At 68.4% G+C, this 17,840-nt stretch carries 13 protein-coding genes; 5 read left to right on the top strand and 8 right to left on the bottom strand.

Annotated elements, in window-relative coordinates; genetic code table 11:
* Nucleotides 1-239 (bottom strand): hypothetical protein (locus tag C5E06_RS19525; RefSeq protein ID WP_219820250.1); only part of this gene is annotated, 239 nt, incomplete at its 3' end.
* Between the two features lie 137 nt (nt 240-376).
* Here C5E06_RS19525 and C5E06_RS18420 point away from each other — a divergent pair.
* The gene (locus C5E06_RS18420; protein ID WP_104307830.1) at nt 377-967 is read left to right on the top strand and encodes an NTP transferase domain-containing protein; all 591 of its coding nucleotides are present in this window, start codon (nt 377-379) and stop codon (nt 965-967) included.
* A gap of 817 nt (nt 968-1,784) precedes the next feature.
* Here C5E06_RS18420 and C5E06_RS18415 read toward each other — a convergent pair.
* From C5E06_RS18415 to C5E06_RS18385, 6 genes are all read right to left on the bottom strand, one after another.
* Nucleotides 1,785-2,117, bottom strand: coding sequence for an L-rhamnose mutarotase (locus tag C5E06_RS18415; RefSeq protein WP_104244631.1), 333 nt, complete (start codon nt 2,115-2,117; stop codon nt 1,785-1,787).
* 222 nt (nt 2,118-2,339) lie between these two features.
* Nucleotides 2,340-3,371: a rhamnose ABC transporter substrate-binding protein gene (gene rhaS / locus C5E06_RS18405; protein ID WP_104244629.1), complete on the bottom strand. Its 1,032-nt coding sequence runs from the start codon at nt 3,369-3,371 to the stop codon at nt 2,340-2,342.
* A gap of 98 nt (nt 3,372-3,469) precedes the next feature.
* A complete protein-coding gene (locus tag C5E06_RS18400) occupies nt 3,470-4,543 on the bottom strand; it encodes an ABC transporter permease (RefSeq protein ID WP_104244627.1) in 1,074 nt (357 codons plus the stop codon).
* A complete protein-coding gene (locus C5E06_RS18395) occupies nt 4,540-5,592 on the bottom strand; it encodes an ABC transporter permease (RefSeq protein ID WP_104244625.1) in 1,053 nt (350 codons plus the stop codon). The genes C5E06_RS18400 and C5E06_RS18395 overlap by 4 nt, the downstream gene beginning before the upstream one ends.
* Complete coding sequence (locus C5E06_RS18390; protein ID WP_104307828.1) at nt 5,592-7,100, bottom strand: sugar ABC transporter ATP-binding protein; 1,509 nt, start codon at nt 7,098-7,100, stop codon at nt 5,592-5,594. Before C5E06_RS18390 ends, C5E06_RS18395 begins: the two co-directional genes overlap by 1 nt.
* Before the next feature lie 145 nt (nt 7,101-7,245).
* The gene (locus C5E06_RS18385) at nt 7,246-7,890 is read right to left on the bottom strand and encodes a TetR/AcrR family transcriptional regulator (protein WP_146081422.1); all 645 of its coding nucleotides are present in this window, start codon (nt 7,888-7,890) and stop codon (nt 7,246-7,248) included.
* An 80-nt stretch (nt 7,891-7,970) separates the two neighbouring features.
* Between C5E06_RS18385 and C5E06_RS18380 the strand changes: the two genes are divergently transcribed.
* From C5E06_RS18380 to C5E06_RS18370, 3 genes are all read left to right on the top strand, one after another.
* Entirely contained in the window at nt 7,971-8,804 is an 834-nt protein-coding gene (locus tag C5E06_RS18380) for an SDR family NAD(P)-dependent oxidoreductase (protein WP_104307826.1), read from the top strand.
* Nucleotides 8,804-9,586 (top strand): SDR family NAD(P)-dependent oxidoreductase, encoded by a 783-nt coding sequence (locus tag C5E06_RS18375; protein ID WP_104307825.1) that lies wholly within the window; start codon nt 8,804-8,806, stop codon nt 9,584-9,586. Before C5E06_RS18380 ends, C5E06_RS18375 begins: the two co-directional genes overlap by 1 nt.
* Nucleotides 9,587-9,708: 122 nt before the next feature.
* Nucleotides 9,709-13,341, top strand: a complete 3,633-nt coding sequence (locus tag C5E06_RS18370; protein WP_104307824.1) for a glycosyl hydrolase — start codon at nt 9,709-9,711, stop codon at nt 13,339-13,341.
* A 95-nt stretch (nt 13,342-13,436) separates the two neighbouring features.
* Here C5E06_RS18370 and C5E06_RS18365 read toward each other — a convergent pair whose 3' ends face one another.
* A complete protein-coding gene (locus C5E06_RS18365; RefSeq protein WP_181063043.1) occupies nt 13,437-14,060 on the bottom strand; it encodes a TetR/AcrR family transcriptional regulator in 624 nt (207 codons plus the stop codon).
* A gap of 160 nt (nt 14,061-14,220) precedes the next feature.
* Here C5E06_RS18365 and C5E06_RS18360 point away from each other — a divergent pair, with 160 nt between their 5' ends.
* Entirely contained in the window at nt 14,221-17,727 is a 3,507-nt protein-coding gene (locus C5E06_RS18360; protein WP_146081421.1) for a glycosyl hydrolase, read from the top strand.
* Nucleotides 17,728-17,840: the final 113 nt, after the last annotated feature.

The following is a 17,840-nucleotide window of genomic DNA, read 5'->3' as shown; positions in this document are numbered from 1 at the left end:
TGCTGGTGCTGGGGGCGAGGTTCGGAGGTCGGGCTGCGGAGTTCGGAGGTCGGGGCCAGGGGCTTGGCGGGGGTTGTGCGCAGTCCGGGTTCCTGCACCTGGGCTGGCGAATGCCGGTGGCGGAAGCACAGGTCTGCGGCGGGGGCGCGGATGGACCCTGGGCTCGTGCCTGCGGCGTGCAGCTGCGGCGAGACCCACCCAAGCGCATCCACCCCAGCCGCGCGGAAGACGGTGCGCAAATGAACGTGTGCGGAGTCGTCCTCGCGGCCGGCGCCCGTCCGCGACGCAGCGGACGCGCCAACAGACCCACGACCCAAACCCGCGGCGAGACCCACCCAAGCGCATCCGCCCCAGCCGCGCGGAAGACGGTGCGCAAATGAACGTGTGCGGAGTCGTCCTCGCGGCCGGCGCCGGGTCGCGATTCGGCGGGCCGAAGGCCCTGGCATCCCTGCCCGACGGCACACCCTGGGTTGCGCGCGCCGTGGGGACCTTGCTCAAGGCCGGATGCTCTGATGTGCTGGTCGCCCTGGGCGCCGGTCGCTCGGAGGCGGCCGCGCTCGTACCGGCGAGCGCGACGGTTGTGCCCGTGCCGGAGTGGTCTGGAGGGCTCGCCGCCTCGGTCCGCGCCGCGCTGCACGCTGCCGCCATGACCGACGCGGACGCCGTCCTGCTTGTTCCCGTCGACACGCCCGACCTGTCAGTCGCGTCCTGCCGGAGGGTCCTCAGCGCGGGTGGGGTACTCGCCCGGGCGACCTACCGCGGCGAGCCCGGGCATCCGGTGCTCATCGGGCGCACGCACTGGGCCGCCCTCGCATCGACGCTCGACGGTGACCGAGGCGCGGGCCGGTACCTGGCCGAGCAGGGCGCTGTCGTGGTGGAGTGCGGCGACCTGTGGCACGGCCGCGACATCGACGAGCCGGTCGCCCCTCCCGTCGCGGCACGCCCTCCGGGCCAGCCCCTCCGCTGATTAGGTCACTTTCACCCCGTACCGAGCGCCAAAACGGGGCGAAAGTGACCCATCGGCGGTGGATGCGGGGGATGCGACGGCGGAGCGGGATGCAAGCGCCCCATCGACGACGGAGGACCCGGTCGACGAACCCTCCACACCACGACCTCCTCTGAATGGGTCACTTTCACCCCGTATCGGGCGCCAGAACGGGGCGAAAGTGACCCATCCACGGGAGATGCGGCAGCGAAGCGGGGCGAAAGTGACCCATCGACGGGAGATGCGGCAGCGAAGCGGGGCGAGGGCACCCCATCCCGGCGGAGGCGACTGCGGAGCGGGATGCAAGCGCCCCATCGACGACGGAGGACCCGGTCCACAAACCCTCCACGCCACGACCTCCTCCAACTAGGCCATTTTCACGCCGTATCGGGCGCCGAAACGGGGCGAAAGTGACCCATCCATGGGAGACGCGGCGGCGAAGCGGGACGAAAGTGACCCATCGACGGGAGATACGGCAGCGAAGCGGGGCAGGCGCAACCCATCCCGGCGGACGCGACGGCGAAGCGGGGTGCAAGCGCCCCATCGACGGCGGAGGAGCCGGTCGACAAACCCTCCACGCCACACCCTCCGCCAATTAGGTCACTTTCACGCCGTAGCGGGCGGCGGAACGGGGCGAAAGTGACCCATTGGCGGCAGACAGGGCGGCGGAGCGGGGTGAAAGTGACCCATCGGCGATGGATGCAGCGTCGAGTGGGGCGAACGTGACCCATCGCGCGCAACGCGGACGCGACGGCGCCAGCGGCAGCGGCGCCGGCGGCAGCGCCTCGGGGACGGGCCGCTACGCGCCGAGCTGGTCTTCGAGGTTGAAGACCTCGACGAGGGGCGACGCCGCCTGGTCGGCGCGGCCCTCGAGGCCGTCGAAGAACTGCGACATGTCCGCTTCCCAGCGCGCCGCGACCGGCGAGGCTGCGAGGTAGGCGTTCGCGGCCGCCTCGTCGTCGACGTCGTAGCTGCCGAACAGGGTGCCGTCCGGAGCGAGGAACAAGGAGTAGTTGCGGCGGCCGGCCGCGGCGATCTCGGCGAGCATCTCCGGCCACACCTCCGCGTGACGGCGCACGTACTCGTCGATGTGCTGAGGTGCGACCTTCAGCTGGAATCCGATTCTTGGCATGTGGTTCTTCCTATCTGCGTTCGTGTTCCCGGAGTTCGTGACCCCGGACCATGCCGGGCAGGGCCGCGCGGACGCGGACGTGGCCGCGGCCACGACGCGCGCCGGGACTTGGGCCGGGATGCGCGAACGCCGCGCCGGGAGATGGTCCCGGCGCGGCGTCCGCAGTTCAGCTCAGCGGGGCGACTGGCCCCCCGCATCCTGCTTCGAAAAGCTCTTCAGCTCCTAGAAGCTGAAGTCGCCGATGTTGGCCTTGTCGAAGACGAAGGGGTCGCCGAGGAGGACGACGCCGTCGGCGCCGACCGTGTACTCGCCGAGCTTGCCGGCTTCGAAGGTGTCGCCCTCGGCGCCGGTGATGTCACCGGCGATGAGCGCCTGGGCGGCGAACGCCGACAGGTAGCCGAGGTCTTCCGGGTTCCAGAGCGCGAACGAGGTGACGGTGCCGTCCTCGACGAACTCGCGCATCTGGTTCGGCGTGCCGAGACCGGTCACCGCGACCTTGCCCTTGAAGTCAGAGGTCTGGATGTAGCGTGCCGCAGCCGCGATGCCGACCGTCGTGGGCGAGACGATGCCCTTGAGGTTCGGGTGCGTCTGGAGGAGCGCGGCGGTCTTGTCGAACGAGGTCTGGTCGTCGTCGTCGCCGTAGACGGTCTCGACGATGGTGATGTCGGGGTACTCGGTGCCGACGTACGCTTCCATCTTCTCGATCCAGGCGTTCTGGTTCGTGGCGTTGGCCGCGGCGGAGAGGATGGCGATCTCGCCAGATCCGCCGATCTGCTCGGCGATGAGGTCGATCTGCGCCTTCGCGATGCCGTCAGCGTCTGCCTGGTTCACGAACAGGTCGCGGCACTCGGGGTTCGTGTCGGAGTCGAAGGTGACGACCTTCGTGCCGGCTTCGCGTGCCTCGTTGAGGGCGTCGCAGATCGCTTCGGGGTCGTTGGCGGAGATGACGATGCCGCCGACGGCCTGCTGCGTGAGCGTGTTGATGTAGCTGACCTGCGCGTCGGGGGTGGCTTCCGACGGGCCGACCTCGGCGAACGTGCCGCCGAACTCGGTGGCGGCTGCCTGTCCGCCGACGGAGGACGCCTCGAAGTACGGGTTTCCGAGGTTCTTCGGGAGGAAGGTGACGGTGAGGTTGCCGGTGTCTCCGCCGCCTGCGGCGGTGTCGTCGCCGCCGGTGGTGCATCCAGTGAGCACGAGTGCAGCGCTTACTGCGAGTGCGCCTGCTGCGCTCAGCCGCTTCGTTGCGAGCTTCATGGGGGTTCCCTTCGGGTACTGAGCCGCTCGGTGTTCCGGGCGACGGTTGGGGTGTTGCGTGTTGGGTTCGAGGTGGGGCTGCAGTTCTTGGGAGGCGATCAGCCCTTGGGAACTGTCCCGCTGGTCGTGCCGACCAGCGGTTTCTCTGCCCTGGGCCGCTTGCGGCGGATCCTGGGCAGGAGGCTTGCTCCGACGACGGAGGCCACGAGGAGCACTCCGGTGATGATGTTGATGACGTCGGAGGTGACGTTCGCGAGGCGCAGGGCGCTAGCGAGGACGCCGATGAGGAGGACTGCCGCGACGACTCCGTAGAGCTTGCCGCGTCCGCCGAAGACGGACACGCCACCGAGGACGACGGCTGCGATGACCTGCAGTTCGAGGCCGGTCGCGTTGTCGCCTCGCGCTGAGCCGTAGCGCAGCGTGAAGTAGATGCCGGCGAGGGCGGCGAGGCCGCCTGCGAGCACGAAGAGGACGAACTTCGTGCGACCGACGGGCACTCCCGAGAAGTGGGCGGCTTCCTTCGAGAGGCCGATGGCGTAGACGCCGCGGCCGAAGGGCGTGTAGTGGAGCACGATGATGAAGATCGCGAGCAGGATGAGGAACGGGATCATGATGGCCGGGATGGGCGTGCCCACGATCTTGGCCTTCGCGATGTCCGTCCAGAACTCGGGGAACGAGGTGACCGCGGCGGTGCCGAGCACGCCGACCGCGATGCCGCGGAAGAGGGCGAGGGTACCGATCGTGACGGCGAGCGACGGCAGGCCGACCTTCGTGACGAGGAAGCCGTTGAAGGCTCCGCCGACGACGCCGACGATGAGGGCGGCGAGGGCGGCGATTTCGAACGGCACACCAGCCTGGTAGAGGGCACCCGTGGTGACGCTCGAGAGGCCGACCATGGAGCCGACCGACAGGTCGATCTCGCCCGTGATCATGATGAGCGTCATCGGCAGGGCGATGATGAGCACCGCGGCGACGTCCATGAGCAGGTACGTGATGGTGATGGGCTGCGAGAAGCCCTTGACCGCGGACATCGAGACGACGCACACCACGACGAGGAGGGCGACGATCGCCATCTCGCGGGTGAACAGCATCCGACGCCAGGCTGGCTGCGAGTAGTTCTCGATGGTGCGCTGCGTTGCAGCGGACGACGTTGGGGTCGTGAGAGCGGTCATGATTCCTCCCTCGCTTCGACGAGCTTGCGGGATTGGCGGATGGCGAGGACGCGGTCGAGCACGATCGCGGCGAGGATGAGCACACCGACGACGGCGCGCTGCCAGAAGTCCGGGATACCGACGAGCGGGAGTACTCGGTTGATGGTCATGAGGAGCATCGCGCCGATGGCGGCGCCCCACAGGGTTCCGACGCCGCCGGTGATGGCGACGCCTCCGATGACGGCAGCGCCCACCGCATCCAGTTCCCAACCGGCACCGGCCTGCGAGCTGACCGTGCCGTAGCGGGCGGCGTAGAAGACACCGGCGAGGCCGGCGAGTGCGCCCGAGAGCACGAACGCGGTGAGCACGCGGCGCACGTCGGGGAGGCCGTAGAGCTTCGCGGCGTCCGGGTCTGAGCCGATGGCGTAGAACTCGCGGCCCGCTCGCGTGTTCTTCATGACCCAGGCGGCGATGGCGAGCACGATGACGGCGATGATCGTGAGGATCGGGATGGTCAGGATCTGACCCGTGCCGAGTGCGAGGAAGTCGCGGGGCATGTCGCTTGCGTTGATGCGGCTCGAGCCGGCCCACATGACGTTGATGCCGCGGTAGGCGTAGAGCGTGCCCAGCGTGATCACCATGGCCGGCACTCGCACGTAGGCGACGAGTGCGCCGTTGACGAAGCCGAGGATCGCGCCGAACAGCACTGCCGCGACGACGACGACGGGGATCGGGATGCCCGGGTAGTCGATGAACAGGCGGCCCGTGAGGAAGGCGGTGAGGCCGATCACGGAGCCGACCGACAGGTCGACGTTGCGGGTGATGAGCACGATCGCCTGGCCGACTGCGACGAGCAGCAGGATGGACGGCGTGAGGAACAGGTCTCTCCAGCCGTCGGGGCTGAAGAGGAAGTTCGGGTTGGCGATGGTCGCGACGATGAGGACGACCGCGAGGGCGAGGAGGATGCCGAGCTCGCGGGCCTTGCCGAAGTTGCCGAAGCGGATGGCCTTCTTGGGCGGCATGGGCGCGCCGGCGGTGGGGTGCGGCCCCTGGGTGGTGGTCGTGGTCATCAGAGCACCACCGTCACTGCGCCGGTCGCGGCGCGCATGACGCTTTCGCTGGTCGCCTGGCTGCGGTCGATTTCCTGGGCGATGCGGCCTTCGTGCATGACGAGCACGCGGTCTGCCATGCCGAGGACCTCTGGGAGCTCCGAGGAGATCATGAGGATTCCCATTCCGGTGCCCGCGAGCTCGGAGAGCAGGCGGTGCACTTCTGACTTGGTGCCGACGTCGATTCCTCGTGTCGGCTCATCGATGATGAGGAGCTTGGGGTTCGTCGCGAGCCACTTGGCGATGACGACCTTCTGCTGGTTGCCGCCCGAGAGGGTGCCGGCGATCGTGTCGAGCGCCTGCGCCTTCACTTCGAGCTTGGTCGCCCAGGTGCGGGCGTCGTCGTGCTGCTTGCGGCCGCTGATGACGCCGAGCTTCGTGAGCTGGTTCAGGATGACGCTCGTGATGTTCTCGCCGACTCCGGAGTCGACGACGAGGCCCTGCTTGCGGCGGTCTTCTGGGATGAGCGCGAGGCCGGCCTGCATGGCGGCGACGGGCGAGCCCGGCTTGACGACCTTGCCCTCGACGCTGACGCGACCCGACTTGTACTTGTCGACCCCGAACACGGCGCGGGCGACCTCGCTGCGGCCTGCGCCGACGAGGCCGGCGAGGCCGACGATCTCGCCGGAGCGGACGGTGAAGTTGATGTCGTGGAAGACGCCGGGGCTCTCGAGGTCCTCGACGACGAGCACTGGCTCGCCGATGACGGCTTCCTGCTTCGGGAACAGCTCGGTGACCTCGCGGCCGACCATCTGCTGCACGAGCGCATCCACGGTCGTCTCGCTGATGAGGTTCGTCGCGATGTAGCTGCCGTCGCGCATGACGGTGACCTTGTCGCAGAGGGCGAAGACCTCGTCGAAGCGGTGGGAGATGAACATGAGCCCTCGGCCCTCGTCGCGGAGGCTGCGGGCGATGGCGAAGAGCCGGTCGACCTCGACGCCGGAGAGGGCTGCGGTCGGCTCGTCCATGATGAGCACCCGCGCGTTGAGCGAGACTGCCTTGGCGATCTCGATGACCTGCTGGTCGGCGATGGAGAGGCCTTCGGCGGGGCGGTCGGGGTCGATGTTCACGCCGAGTCTGGCGAACAGCGCCTTCGCCTCGTCGCGCATCGCCGAGCGGTTGATGCGGCCGAAGCGGTTCGTGGGCTGGCGGCCCATGAAGATGTTCTCGGTGACCGAGAGGTCGGGGAAGAGCGTCGGCTCCTGGTAGATGACCGCGACGCCCGCGGCCTTCGACTGGGCCGTGGATGTGAAGTTGACGTCTTCGCCGCCGAGCTGGAAGGTGCCGGCGTCGCGCTGGTAGAGGCCAGCGACGATCTTGACGAGCGTGGACTTGCCGGCGCCGTTCTCACCCACGAGTGCGTGGATGGAACCGGACTCGACGGCGATCGTGCCGGATCGGAGTGCGACGACGGATCCGAATGACTTCTGCACATCGCGCAGCTCGAGTACGACTTGCGAACTCGTCACGGTGGCTCCGTTCTCTTCGTTGAGTATTGCGGGGGTGTTGAGGGGTGCTCGGTGGTGAGCGGCGTGAGCCTGCCTGCTGTTTCAAGGACTTTGTGAATCGTTTCAAGCGACTGGATGCGACACTACGCGACGCTCGCAGAAAACGTCAAGCGGGGGATGCAGAGTTGTTATCGGAGGGCGTGTCGCGCTCCTCGGAAGCTGACCCCAACAGCCCCTCCAACCCCTGGAAGGCTCGCGCGACGGCAGTGTGGGCAGCCTCATCTGCGCCCGCCTCGGTCGCCCACCAGGAGAGCGCCTCGGCCATGGCGGCCTGCACGGCGGCACTCGCGGCACGCGCAACAAGGCCGTCCGGATGCAGTCCGGCCCTGCGCGCCAGGAACACGGCGACCTCTTGCCGCCAGCCGAGATAGGCATCCGGGCGCGACGACAGCTCTGGAGGCATCGCGGCGATGGCGCGGAGCCGGAGGCGCGCGGTCGGCTCCTCCTCGACCTCGAGGTCGAAGACCCTGCCGACAGCGACGGCGATCGCCTGGAGGGGCGCCAGCCCCTGGTCGACCGCGTCGAGCTCACGCCTGAGCGCTTCGTGCCCACCCTCGGCACCCAACCAGACGATGTCGCCCTTGGCCGGAAAGTACCGATGCAGGGTGCGCAGGCTGATGCCCGCCTCGGCGGCGAGCTGCGCCATGGTGACATGCTCATACCCCTCGCGGAGGATGATCTCCAGCATCTGCACGCGGAGCTGGCGCGGATCTGCAGACGCGGGTCGCCCGGGCCGACGTGTCTCACTCATGTCCACATTGTTGCTCCTTGCCGGGTTCGGAGTATTGACATACTCTGCCAATACTCGCCTGAACTCAACGTGGAGGTCTCATGCCGCATCCGCTCCCCGACGTCTCGAACGCCCCGATCTCGGACCTCGTCTCGCTCAGAGGACGGCGCGCCGTCGTGACCGGAGGCACCCAGGGCCTGGGGCGGGCCATCTGCGAACGACTCGCCGAAGCCGGTGCAGATCTGCTCATCGTCGACCTCGACGCGACTCGCGCGACAGCCGCAGCTGACGAGATCGCCGCCAAGCACGGCACCCGCGCCATGGGCGCCGCCGCAGACGTGAGCGTCGCCGACTCCATCTCCGCCGCAGCCGCCCGCGCCGCCGCTGAGCTCGGCGGAATCGATATCTGGGTCAACAACGCGGGCATCTTCCCGAACGCCCCCGTCCTCGACATGCCGGTCGAGATGTGGGACCAGGTCTTCGCGGTGAACGCCCGTGGCACCTTCCTCGGCTCCCGCGAGGCGGCGAAGCACATGAGCGGGAACACCTCCGGCGGCGTGATCGTCAACGTCATCTCGACAGCGGGGTTCACGGTCGGATTCCCCGGCATGGCCGCCTACGCAAGTTCGAAGCACGCGGCACGCGGACTCACGAAGTCGCTCGCGCTCGATCTCGCTCCCATGGGGATCCGCGTCCTCGGGGTCGCCCCGAGCTACGTGCCGACCGAGGGCAATATCGCCGCTGCCGCCGCCGGCATGGAAGCCGCGAAGGCCGCCGGCGTGGAACTGCCGGAGCTCGACGTCATGAACCACAGCTTGATCGGCCGCACCGGCACTCCGGATGACATCGCGCGCGTCGTGCTGTTCGCCGCCAGTGATCTGTCGATGATCATGACCGGCAGCACGCTCCTCGCCGACGCCGGGGAGACGATCTGATGTCGGCGCAGCACCAGGGGCGCCTGCACGGCAGGGTCGTCATGATGACGGGCGTCAGCAAGGGGCTCGGCAAGCAGAACGCGATCGAGCTGGCGAAGGCCGGAGCGAAGCTCTCGATCTCAGCACGGAGCGAGACCGCACTGCGCGAGACCGTGGCGCTCTGCGAAGCCGAAGGGGCAGAGGTTCTCGGCGTGGTCTGCGACGTGACCGACGTGGAGCACCTCGAGCGCTATGTCGCGCGAACCGTCGAGCGCTTCGGCCGCATCGACGTGCTGGTCAACAACGCCAACTTCGAAGCTGAGCTCACGCCGTTCCTGGAGCAGGACGTGTCGTCGCTTCGCACCGCGTTCGAGGTCGGCGTGGTCGCCGTGTGGCGCCTCATGCAGCTCTGCCATCCGCACATGTCCAGGACGGAGGGGACAGCTTCCATCATCAATCTGGTCTCCGGCGTGTACGAGACCGGGATGGAGGGCTACGCGTCCTACATTCCCGACAAGGCGGCGATCCGAGGCCTCTCCATGGTGGCTGCCCGAGAGCTCGGGGCGAGTGGCATCCGCGTGAACACGCTCGCGCCGGTTGCACTCACTGACACGATCCTGCACGGCCTCGCGCCCGAGTACTCGGAGTTCGTGAAGCAGCAGATGTCGGTGAACCCGCTTGGCAGGTTCGGCGACCCAGCGACGGACATCGCCCCGGTCCTGATCTTCCTCGCCAGCGACGACAGCCGCTGGATCACCGGCCAGAACTTCAACGCCGACGGCGGAGCCGTCATCCAAGCCTGAGTCCGTCACCCCCGCTTCCTCGAGCAGTCGAGGGAGCGGGGTTCTTCCGGCCTAGTTGTGAATCGTTTCACCTTCCGATCGAACCACTCGAATCCTGCCGAGCGCAGGGAGAGGAACACTCCGTGACCCAACCAAGACGAGGTCGAAGGCGGCGCACCGTCGCCATCGCCACGGCAGCGAGCCTGTCCGTCCTCCTCAGCCCACTGCTCGCCACTCCCGCAACGGCCGACCCGACGCCTCCCACGGCCGCGGTCCCCGTCATCGACACCGCCGCCTTCGCTGACCCGCCCTCAGCCGTTCGCCCGATGTTCCGGTGGTGGATGCCATTGGCCTACACGGAGGACAGCGTGCTGCGCGAGCAGCTCGACCAGATCGCCGCCTCCGGCGCCGGCGGTGTCGAGGTCGCTCCCTTCATCGTCGCCGGCGAAGGCAACCAGAGCAACGCGTTCCTGGCCGAGTACGGCTGGGGCACCCCCGCGTGGGCACACAAGATGGAGGTCATCACCGAGAAGGCCGCCGAGCTGGGCCTCATCGTCGACCAGAACCTCGGGCCGCACTACCCGCCGACCGTGCCGACGCTGAACAGCTTCAACCAGCCGGAGGCAGAGCAGCAGCTCATCTTCGGCTGGTCAGCTCACGCAGCAGGCGAGACCGTCACCGGCGCCCTCCCCTCGCCCCTGACAGCACCACCCTCGGTCGCGACGAAGCTCGCCGAGGGAGCGACCGCAGGCCAGACGGCCCTGACCGTCGCGAGTCTCGGTGGCTTCGCGATCGGCGACGTCGTGACGCTCGGGGCAGAGGGAACGTCCGAAACCGTCACCGTCACTGCCGACGGCGACCGCCTCGGCGCAACCGGAACACTCACCGTGACGCCGATCTCCGGCGATCACGCTGTCGACGCGCCCCTCGTGAACGTCGCAGAGACCACGCGCCTCCGCACCGTGATCGCACAGTGCGAAGCCGAATGCGCCCCCGGCAGCGAAGGGCCCGCCGCACTCGTGCCGGGATCGATCGTCAACGTGACCGACAAGGTCGTCGATGGCCAGCTCGACTACACGTTCCCAGCCGACGGCGCACGCTGGGTGATCATCGACTTCCAGCAGACCGCATCCGGTCTGGTCGGACAGCGCGGAGGCTACACGGCGACACAGCCCAACTACGTGGTGGATCACCTCGGCAGGGGCGGCGTCGACATCCAGGCCGACTTCTGGGACGAGAACATCCTCACCGACGCCGTGAAGGCGAACCTCGACAAGGTCGGAGGCGGCGCCATCTTCGAGGACTCCCTCGAGCTCGGCGAGTCGCAGAAGTGGACCTGGAGCTTCCTCGACCAGTTCGAAGAGCGACGCGGCTACGACGCCACGGAGGTGCTGCCCGCACTCGCAGGTATCGGCATCCAGGGCTCGCATGAGGCAGCATTCGAGATCGGAGAGGTCGGCGAGAAGGCCCGCGAGGACTACCGCGAGACCGTCAGCGACCTGTTCGTCGACGAGTACGTGACCCCCATGCAGTCCTGGGCCCAGACGCATGGCCTCGACTTCCGAGTCCAGGCGTACGGCCTGCCCACCTCCACGTCGCACGCGTCCTCCGCATCAGGCATCCCCGAGGGCGAGTCGCTGAACTTCGGCAGCCCGAACCCGCTCGGCGCCGAGCAGAACTACCGCGTCGTCAGCGGCGGCGCCCACCTCGCCGGCAAGGACACCGTCTCGGTCGAGTGCTGCGCCGTGTTCTTCGGCGGCTACCGCTCCGGCATGGCCGGCCCGAACATCGGTGGTCAGTTCTCCGACAGCGGCGAGGGCTCGGTGCTCGGCGGCAAGTACTCGCAGGGTCTCCTCGACAGCGTCTACAAGAGCTACGCGGGTGGTGTGAATCAGCTGGTCTGGCACGGCTTCGCCTACCCGGATGCACCTGCAGGTGTGGGCACAGCGGGCCGCGATGGCGGCACCTGGCCCGGCTACCAGCCGTGGGATATCTTCGGCGCGCTCAACGTGAACGATGTCTTCGGACCCCGCCAGGCCAACTGGGAGGACATGACGGGAGTCAACGACGCCCTCGCCCGCACGCAGTACGTGCTGCGTGAAGGCCAGGCGAAGCTCGACCTCGGCGTTTACTACGAGGACCTGGGCCTCAAGGGCTCGTCGGTGAGCGGACAGCAGGCAGAGCAGCACATGCTCGGCACCGACTCCGCGACCTCATCGGCCGGGTACACCTACGACTACTTCGCGCCCCAGTTCCTCGCGGAAGAAGGACTGGCACCGGATGCGGACGGCGGCCTGTTCGGCGACCGTTCCGGCTACAAGGCGGTTGTCCTCAACGAGCAGCGCACGATCTCCCTCGACGGGGCACGCTCACTGCGTGACCTCGCGAAGCAGGGGCTCCGCGTGTATGTCGTCGGCCAGGCGCCGAGCGAGCTGACGGGCGCTGAGCCGGGAGCTGAGGAGCTGGCGACGGTCGTCTCGGAGCTCCTCGCGCAGCCGAGCGTCACGCAGCTCGGCACCGAGGCGGAGTTGCCCTCTGCCCTCAGCGGCGACTCGATCGCGCCCGCCGTGTCCCCGAGCGACCAGGGCTCAGCACTCGGCTTCGTCCGTCGCGCGGCGGAAGGCGTCACGTACGACTTCGTGTACAACCGGTCCGGTGAGGCTGTCCAGCAGTCGCTGACCCTCGCGGGCACCGGCCGCCCCTACCAGCTCGACCCCTGGTCTGGAGAGGTGACGCCGGTCGGCGAGTTCACGCAGGATGGTGACAGCGTCACGGTCTCCGTCGACGTCGCCGCTCACGACACGGCGATCTTCGCCCTCGTCGACGACGACGGATCCGCCGTGCACGCGGTGTCCAGCGATGCTGATGTGCTGGCACCGGCAGCCGACGGCAGCATCTCGGTGCGCGCGACCGGCGATGGCACGTTCGGGACGGAGTTCAGCGACGGCTCGTCGACGACGACCGACGTGACCGGCCTGGCGGCTCCGCAGGGCCTGAGCACCTGGTCGCTCGCCGCCCAGACGTGGGGCCCGGCGCCCGATGCGACGGGAATGACCGCATCCAAGACCGAGAAGGTCGACCAGCCAGCCATCGACATCACGGCAGACGCCGACGGGAAGCTGCCGTCGTGGCGAGAGGTGACCGGCGAGGTCGACCTGAGCAACGCATCCGGGCTCGGCACGTACTCGACGACGGTCACGCTTCCGGAGGCCTGGGCGGAATCGGATGGCGCCTACCTCAGCCTCGGTGACGTGCTCGATACGGCCCAGGTCTGGGTGAACGGCGTGCAGGTCGTCGTGAACCAGGCCGACCGAGCACGCATCGACCTCGGCCACCACCTGGAGCCGGGCGAGAACCGCATCGAGGTTCGGGTTGCCACGACGATGTTCAATGCCGTCAAAGCGACCGGCGACTCGAACTACCAGACCGCGGAGCAGCAGCGGACCGGCCTCATGGGCCCGGTCACGTTGACGCCGTACCGCGACACGGTCGCGTTCGAGGCACCGACGGCGACGGCCACCCCGCAGCCGACCGGCGAGCCGCAGCCGACGTCGACTGACGGCACCGGGACCACGGCGCCGACCTCGGCACCGGGCAACGGTGGCAACGGTTCGAGCAACGGCGACTCGGATGCTGGTGGCCAGGACGGCGACCTCGCCACGACGGGCGTCGACGGCAGCCTCGCGGGCCTCCTCGCGCTCCTCGGGGTCGTGCTCGCCGGCACCGGAGCCGCGTTCCTCATCAGGAAGCGCCGCGGACGCGTGACGAGCGAGTAGTTCGGCTCAGAATGCGGCCCCTGCTTCCACGATCGTGTGGATGCAGGGGCCGCTTTCGTTGCACGAGCCCGACGATTCTTGGCGCGGTTCCTGCCTTACAGCGGCTCGCTCACGTACGACTGCAGCTGCACGCGGAACGCTGCCGCCGCATCCACTTCGGGCGCCAGGAGCCACTGCTGCGTCAGCCCGGCCCTGAGACCGGCGATCTGGACGGCCGCGAGCTCGACGGGAACGCCAGCGCGAGCGTAGAGCCCCTTCTCCTGCAGATCCGTGAGCGCGTCGAACGCCGTCGACCGCAGGAACTCGTACCACCGCGCGATCGAGGCGTGTGCTGGATGCGTCGGGGCCAACGCCTCCGCGGACACGATGCTGAACATCAGGACCCCGTCCGGCTTCGCAACGTCGCGTTCCGCGAGCGCCAGGAGTCCGCGCAGGTAGGAGAGCCCGGTGGAGAAGTCGAGGCCGACCTCCGCGGCGGCGCGCTGGCCACGACGCTCGAGGAGCGTCTCGAGCAGCACCGCCTTGTCGGGGAAGTGGTGGAGCACTCCTGTGTGGGACATGCCAGCCTCGACGGCGATCTCGCGGATCGACGCCGCGTTGAAACCCTTGACCGTGAAGACCCGCGTGGCCGCATCCAGAATCTGGTCGCGCCTCGGATGCGGAGTGACGTCCCTCTGCGAGAACCGCGGGACGGGATCGGCGGCTGCTCCTGGGGACATGGCGACCATTCTCCCTTGCCGAGATTGTCTAACACGTGTTAGGTTCGCGACTGAATCGATTCAACTCCCCGAATTCGGTCCCACTCGCGCCCTCGGACCCCACGAGCTGGCGCGGCAGTTCACACCCCGTCGTTGGCAAAGATGCCAGAGAGGTCACAAGATGAACGATCCACGAAGACGAGGGCGACGAGCCGTTGCGCTCGGCGCAGCGCTCACCGTCGCCTGCACGCTCGCCGTAGCCGGCCCAGCCGTCGGCGACGAGCACGCCACCACGACCAGCGCCATCGACCCCACCGAGTTCGCAGAACCAGGCGTCGACTTCCGACCAGGCGTGCGCTGGTGGTGGCCCGGCAACGCGGCCAGCCAGGAGGACCTGCTCGCGCAGGTCGACTACCTGCACGAGAACGGCTTCGGCGCCGTCGAGATCGTGGCCTTCTCGAAGGGGTTCCTGACCGAGGAGGGCATCGCGGGCAACGGCGGCAACGGCGGCTCGATCTACGACGCCGCCCCCGGCTACGACACGGAGGCCGTGCTCGGCTACGAGTCACCCGAGTACTTCGCGAAGCTCGACGCGGTCATCGCCCGCGCCAACGAGCTCGGCATCACCGTCGACCTCAACATCGGCAGCGGCTACCTTGCGAGCGACGACTCCATCAACCTCGAGGACAGCCAGAACACGATGGCGCTGGGCCGGGCCACCGTCCGGGTGAATGCGGCTGGCGCGCTCACCCTCGTGTCCGGCGACGTCCCGGTGCCGACCGGCACGGGCAAGCTCTCGCTCGGCATCCCCAAGGCAGAGGTCAGCCCGTTCTTCGCCTCGGAGAAGTTCGGCTTCGACTTCGGCGAGTGGAAACCGGAGAACGCGCACCTGAACTCCGTCATGCTCGCCCCGATCACGGGCCAGGGCGCCGACCTGACGACGGCCAACCAGACCCTCACCTCCGACTTCAGCTCGGTCAAGACCTACGAGCAGCAGTCGGTGCTCGACCTCGATGCAGCGCAGCTGTCCTACCCGAGCGACGGCCAGACGACCTTCGGTGTCGACACCTCGACCCTCGCGGCGGGCGACTACGAGATCGTCGCGCTCTACAGCGCCACGACGGGCGCGTACGGCTTCAACTCGATCATCGAGAACACGACGACCGACAAGCGCAACTACGTCGTCGACCACCTCAACCCGGTCGCGATCACGAAGCTCGTCAACGGATGGCTCGGCGAAGCCGCGCTGAACGACATCGTCGAGTCGCGCGACATCCGCGCCGCCTTCAACGACAGCTACGAGTTCTACACCGACCGCCACTACAACGACCTCATCCAGGCCGCGGCGGAGTCGCAGGAGCTGCTCGGCTACGACATCACGCCCTACCTCCCCTCCCTCTACTCCGTCTACCAGGACTCGTTCCTCATCGACGGAACCCCCACGGTCAAGCCGGAGTACGCAGCACTCGGACTGCAGACACCGGAGGTCAGTCGCTTCGGCGGCGGCAGCGGAGTGCCGCTGCTCGCCAGCAACCTCAGCGAAGAGGAATCGCAGCGCATCGTGCACGACTACGGCGTGCTCCTCAACGACTCGTTCCTGCAGGGCCTCGAGGCGTTCTCGAGCACCCTCGGCGAGTACGGCATCGACTACCGCCAGCAGGCCTACAACCCGCCCATCGACACCCTGAAGTCATCGCAGTACGTCGACATCCCCGAGACCGAGGGCCTCGACGAATACCAGCTGAAGCGCGTCGCATCCGGAGCGCACCTCTACGGCAAGAACCTCGTCACCTCGGAGGTCTTCACGCTGGGCTCGGTACCGTTCCAGATCACGCCGGAGTTCATGAAGCAGGGCTACGACCTCATGGCCACGAGCGGTGTGAACAACTTCTTCTACCACGGGCTGAGCGCCACCTACAGCGGCAACGACGACCCCGCCTTCACGTCCGACGACAACCTCTTCGCCGAGGAGGGCTGGCGCGCCTGGCCCACGATCGGCGTCGAGATGGCCGACACGGCCGGCATCGCCGACTACTACGCGTCGATGAACGACTACGCGTCGCGCGCCAACTACGTCATGCAGTCGGGTACGAACAGCAGCGACGTGGCGATCTACATGCCGCTCTTCGGGGCGCTGGCGAGCGGCGGCGGCTTCGGCGGCGGCTCCACGCCGCTCGCGTCCGTCACCACGGCCCAGGCCAACGGCTGGGCGTGGGATGCCATCAACGACGACACCATCCAGACGGGTCTGAGCTGGGACGGCTCGCGGCTCGTCGCGAACGGCGGCAACGCATCCTTCGACGCCATGCTCGTCGAGAGCGGCACCGTGCCCCTCGAGACGATGCAGGCGCTGCAGAAGCTCAAGGATGCGGGCGCCCCGATCGTCTTCGTCGATTCAGCTCCTGCCGCGCAGCCCGGCTACGCGGGCGGCGAGTACGCGGCACTGGATGCGCAGGTGTCCGACATCGCCGCTGCCATGGGCGGTGCCGTCGAGGCAGCCGCCGTCCCCGCGACGCTCGCGGCCTCGGTCGACGCGCCCATCTCCTACGAGGAGAACGCGGACCTCCGCTTCGGGCGCCGCACACTCCCGACCGGAGGCGAGCTCGCGTACGTGCGCAACACCTCCGCGGAGGCGGCAACGGGTGTCAGCCTGACGGTCGCCGACGGCCTCGACTCCTGCTGGTGGCTCGACCCCGAGACGGGCGAGATCTTCGACGCGGAGGTCGACGGCAACGTCGTCTCGGCGACGCTCGACGCGAGCGGAGCGGTTGTCCTGCTCTGCGAGCCAGCCGGCACCGGCATCGCAGATTCCGCCGTCTCCGACGGGACCCCCTCGTCGATCGACACGACCGAGCGCGGTGTCGGCCACCAGCTCGGTGCCTTCTCACTCGAGGTCTCGGCCGACAACATCGGCACGAACGCCCCAGGTGAGGCGAGCACGTCCGAGTACACGGGCGAGGTCCTCGGCGACTGGAGCGCCGACGGGTTCCTGGGCAACGAGCTGCGGTACGTCACCGACTCGGGAACGTACCGAACCACGGTCGAGATCCCGGATGCGGCCGACCTCCTCGAGGGCGGTGCGGTGCTGAACCTCGGCACCGTGAACAACGCGGCGACGGTTCGCGTGAATCCCGGCACCGAGCACGAGCTCGTGACGCAGTTGTACGCCGCACCGTACGAGGTCGACATCGCGCCGGCGCTCGTGAACGGCTCCAATGTCATCGAGATCGACGTGCAGCCCGTGCAGAGCAACCGCCGCGAGGGCCTCAAGGAGCTGTACAACAGCGACCCGGTCGCCAACGTGAAGTACCAGGCGTACAACAGCGTGCACGGCGGGTCCGGCCTCATCCCGGCCGGCCTCGTCGGCCCGGTCACGCTGAACAGCGCCGTCGAGAGCATCGCGGAGCCGAACCCGACGGGCACGACTGATCCCACACCGCAGCCGACCTCGACGGACGGTACCGGGACCACGGCGCCGACCACGAGCCCCGGGAACGGCGGCGGTGACGGCGGCGGGAACGGGTCCGGGAACGGCGGATCCGACGCCGGCGGCCAGGACGGCGACCTCGCAACGACGGGCGTCGACGGCAGCCTCGCCGGCTTCCTCGCCCTCCTCGGGGCTGTGCTCGCTGGCACCGGAGCGGCGTTCCTCATCAAGAAGCGCCGCGGACGCGTGACGAGCGAGTAAGCGCTCTCGGTCCGAACGAGATCGCCCGGACGGTCGTCACAGCCCCAGCTGACGACCCTCCGGGCGATCCCGTTGACACGAGAGGCACGACGATTGAGGTCGCCTCGAAGGCA

It is taken from the genome of Pseudoclavibacter sp. RFBI5, from assembly GCF_002931395.1.
Taxonomy (GTDB): domain Bacteria; phylum Actinomycetota; class Actinomycetes; order Actinomycetales; family Microbacteriaceae; genus Pseudoclavibacter.
The sequence above is the reverse complement of the archived record's forward strand: the minus strand, read 5'-3'. Positions and strand labels throughout refer to the sequence as shown.

Excerpts from the sequence above, each read along its gene's own strand:
- C5E06_RS18380 (WP_104307826.1), top strand. The coding sequence starts at position 7,971 with ATGCCGCATCCGCTCCCCGACGTCTCGAACGCCCCGATCTCGGACCTC.
- C5E06_RS18415 (WP_104244631.1), bottom strand. The coding sequence starts at position 2,117 with ATGCCAAGAATCGGATTCCAGCTGAAGGTCGCACCTCAGCACATCGAC.
- C5E06_RS18365 (WP_181063043.1), bottom strand. The coding sequence starts at position 14,060 with ATGTCCCCAGGAGCAGCCGCCGATCCCGTCCCGCGGTTCTCGCAGAGG.
- C5E06_RS18375 (WP_104307825.1), top strand. The coding sequence starts at position 8,804 with ATGTCGGCGCAGCACCAGGGGCGCCTGCACGGCAGGGTCGTCATGATG.
- C5E06_RS18400 (WP_104244627.1), bottom strand. The coding sequence starts at position 4,543 with ATGACCGCTCTCACGACCCCAACGTCGTCCGCTGCAACGCAGCGCACC.
- C5E06_RS18385 (WP_146081422.1), bottom strand. The coding sequence starts at position 7,890 with ATGAGTGAGACACGTCGGCCCGGGCGACCCGCGTCTGCAGATCCGCGC.
- C5E06_RS18395 (WP_104244625.1), bottom strand. The coding sequence starts at position 5,592 with ATGACCACGACCACCACCCAGGGGCCGCACCCCACCGCCGGCGCGCCC.
- C5E06_RS18420 (WP_104307830.1), top strand. The coding sequence starts at position 377 with ATGAACGTGTGCGGAGTCGTCCTCGCGGCCGGCGCCGGGTCGCGATTC.
- rhaS (WP_104244629.1), bottom strand. The coding sequence starts at position 3,371 with ATGAAGCTCGCAACGAAGCGGCTGAGCGCAGCAGGCGCACTCGCAGTA.
- C5E06_RS18360 (WP_146081421.1), top strand. The coding sequence starts at position 14,221 with ATGAACGATCCACGAAGACGAGGGCGACGAGCCGTTGCGCTCGGCGCA.